The sequence below is a fragment of the Paenibacillus contaminans genome, from assembly GCF_003285015.1.
Taxonomy (GTDB): domain Bacteria; phylum Bacillota; class Bacilli; order Paenibacillales; family NBRC-103111; genus Paenibacillus_V; species Paenibacillus_V contaminans.
The window spans coordinates 1-3,425 of the sequence record NZ_QMFB01000070.1; the positions used below are offsets into that span (position 1 = coordinate 1).

Here is a 3,425-nt window from a genome sequence, read left to right on the forward strand (position 1 = left end):
GCACCGAGCAGCCGGCTTCAATCAGCATTTGTTCGTAGCGGTCTGCAATGAGGCGAGTGTCGCCGGTAACGCTCGCCATCTTGACGAGCTCGAGCGTATCGTCTACGACGCGTCCTACATGAACCTGTTCCAATATTCGTGAAAGCGGCATCGTGCCAAGCCCTTCTTTCTTCCCTATAGTATGGAGTGGCTGAGGAGCCTACCCCCTGCCGACGATCGGCGGGACGAAAACGGCTTCCGCCTTGCTGTCGGGACGCAGCACGTCCAGATCGCAGCCTTCCGGCGCTTGCAGCGTATGCTCCGCAAACAGACGCGGATAGCCGCGTTTATGCTGCGCTTCCGGCGCCTGCCAAGACGCGAGCCGGGCTTCGATCTCGCTATCGTCCAGCATCAGGCGAATCGTCGCCGCCTCGATATCGAGCTCGATCCAGTCGCCGTCCCGCACGATCGCAAGAGGACCCCCGACCGCCGCTTCGGGTGCGGCATGCAAAATAACGGCGCCATAGCTCGTCCCGCTCATCCGCGCGTCGCTGATTCGCACCATATCGCGCACGCCCTGCTTCAGCAGCTTGGCCGGAATCGGAATGGAGCCCCATTCGGGCATCCCCATCGCCACCGGACCGCAATACTTCATCACGAGCACATGATCGGCGGTCACCTCAAGCTCGTCGCTGTCGATACGCGCCAGCATATCCGTATAGCTCTCGAAAACGACTGCTTGGCCGCGATGCTTGAACAAGTGAGGCGATACGGCAGATTTTTTGATAACCGCTCCTTGCGGCGCTAAGTTTCCTTTCAAAATGCCCAGACCGGCACGCTCTTTAAAAGGTGCGCCAAGCGCGGCGATAACCTCGGCGGTCGTCTCGTATTCCGGCATCTCCGAGCCGTAGATACGCCCGATGTTTTCGCCGGTACAGCCCAAGCAATCCTGATCAAGCATCGGCATCAGATTATGGATGACCCGCTGCAACCCGCCCGCCCGATGGAAATCGTCCATACTGTACGATCCGCTTGGCTGCAGGTTGACGATGAGCGGCACCGTCTCCGTCAGCTCCGCATATCGCTCGATCGGAATGCGGATGCCGAATCTGCCCGCGATCGCGGTCAAATGAATCGCCGCATTCGTGGAGCCGCCCATCGCCGCCAGCAGCTTGATCGCGTTATGAAAAGCGGGCTCCGTCATCAACCGCGATGGCGTGAGGTTTTCCCGCACCATCTCGACGATTCGCATGCCGGTCGCTTCGGCCGCTATTTTGCGCCTGGCGTCGGTAGCGGGAATGCTGGAAGTGCCGGGAAGCATCATGCCGAGCATCTCGGACAAGCTTTTCATCGTGGAAGCCGATCCCATAACCGGGCACCCGCCCAAGGTGCAGGAGATGGATTTCTCCAGCTCCCGCCACTCTTCATCGGACAACAATCCGGCTTTATAGTCGTCCGAATATTTCCACAGGTCCGTACCGTAATTGACCGTCTTGCCGCGGAAGCTGCCCGACGAACGATGGCCGGCAGCCAATTGCAGGGCCGGCAGGTCGCAGCTGGCCGCCGCCATCAGCTGGGCGGGCACCGTTTTGTCGCATTCGCACAAAAGCACGACGCCGTCGATCGGCTGCGACCGGATGCTTTCCTCCAAATCCATGGAGAGCAGGTTGCGGTACAGCAAGTCGGACGGCTTCATAAAGTCGGCAGGCGTGGAAATCGTATGCAGCTCGATCGGATATCCGCCGGCAAGCAATACGCCCTTTTTGACGTATTCGACCAATTCCTTATGCGGATAATTACAGCTGTTGAAATCGTTCCAAGCGTTAAAAATGNCGCGGAACGATGCTGGAAGGTCAATTCGGCGTTGTCGTTTTCGAACCATTCGCTGCTGCGTAATTTCATCTCTTTCCTCTTTTCCTTCCGTCCGATCATAATTAAGCCTCGCTCGAATCGGCCGAACGGCCCGCCGTAACGCCGCCTTTCAGCGTGTTAGAGCGGGCTCGTTTGACCGTTTCCGAGCAAGCCGTTCTTGTAAACTCGTAGATCCTTGTTCACTTCCAGACATCCGGCCGGCTAACCTCACAATTTAAGGATCTGCTCGCCATACGTTGAGTTTTTGCGAAAATCGGGCATGTCCATCGTACGCCCGCCGTTCATGACCGACAGCTCGGACAGCAGCGCCACGGCGGTCCATTCGCAGGCTTCATACACGTCGATCGCCGGCTTCTGCAGCCCCTTCATCGCGTTGACGAAATCTTCGACGATGAAGAAATCGCCGCCCCAATGACCGGCGGACTTTTGCTCCTCCGTTACGTTCTTGTACCTTTCCGGCAAATGCTCGTTAAAATCGCTGAGCGGCCGCCATTCGGCATGATCCGGGTTTTCGCCGTCCGCGGCAAAATACACTTTATGCTGATCCCCAAGTCCGCGCGGCGCTTCATAGCTGCCCTTCGTTCCTTGAAGCGTATAATAGCTCATGTTGTGCGGACGGTTCGATATGCAGTCCATCCGGAGCTTGATCAGCTTCCCGCTTTCCATCTGACACAGCGTAATGGACGTATCCTCTTGCCTAAAACGTTTGTCCGTATGCCAGCCGGTCGCGAAGGTGGAGACGGATCGAATGCGGTCGCCATGAAACCATTGCATGACCGGCCCTAAACTATGCGTCGGGTAAAAGTTGCCGCGTTTGCCGAGCTGCCAGTATTTGCGCCACGTAGGAGTTGCACTCTCTCCGGCGCCGGGGCGATTGAACCGATAAGCAAGCTCGCGGGTATTGTGCAAGTATTCGCCTTCGCCGAAATAAATCTCCCCGAACATTCCCTTCCTGACCATGCTGCCGATGAGCTGGTTTTGCGGAATATAGCAGTAGTTTTCGGCCATCATATAAACCTTTTGGGATTGCTCTGCGGTCTCTTTCAGCCACCAAAGCTCATCCATCGTTACGCCGGCCGTAACCTCGCTCATCACATGCTTTCCGCTTTGCAGCGCCAGAATGGTTTGGGGCACGTGCAGCTGCATCGGCGTAGAAATAACCACCGCATCGATATCCGAGGCGAGCATGTCTTCAAAAATTCTATACGTATGCGGAATATCATGCTGCTGGGCTTGCAGTCGAAGATAGTCTTCATCCAGATCGCAAAGCGCTACCACTTCGGTATCCGGATTGGATTTAAAGCCGGTCAGCATGCTAAGGCCTCTCACGCCGACAATTCCTATTTTGATTGTCATTTGTTATTTCTCCTCTCATCCTAGTAGAGCTATTTTATCTCTAGGGCGTGTCTGAATACTCCGAGGGGAACTGATTTTGCCGAATTTTCGTTCCTCCATCAGAAAGGTTAAGCTACGCATAACCTTGTACGGATTACGCTACGGTAAACACACCGCCCAAGAGAGGGCGGAAGCCGTTTATCCTTGCATGCAAGGCGCGTTTGTGAAGGCGTACCGGG

2 protein-coding genes are annotated in these 3,425 nt (G+C 56.1%); both read right to left on the bottom strand.

The window, feature by feature from the left end:
• Positions 1 to 199: 199 nt before the first annotated feature.
• Positions 200 to 1,861 (bottom strand): dihydroxy-acid dehydratase, encoded by a 1,662-nt coding sequence (locus DQG23_RS41560; RefSeq protein WP_202866033.1) that lies wholly within the window; start codon positions 1,859 to 1,861, stop codon positions 200 to 202.
• Positions 1,862 to 2,058: 197 nt separating this feature from the next.
• Entirely contained in the window at positions 2,059 to 3,207 is a 1,149-nt protein-coding gene (locus DQG23_RS41565; protein ID WP_113036947.1) for a Gfo/Idh/MocA family protein, read from the bottom strand.
• Positions 3,208 to 3,425 lie beyond the last annotated feature (218 nt).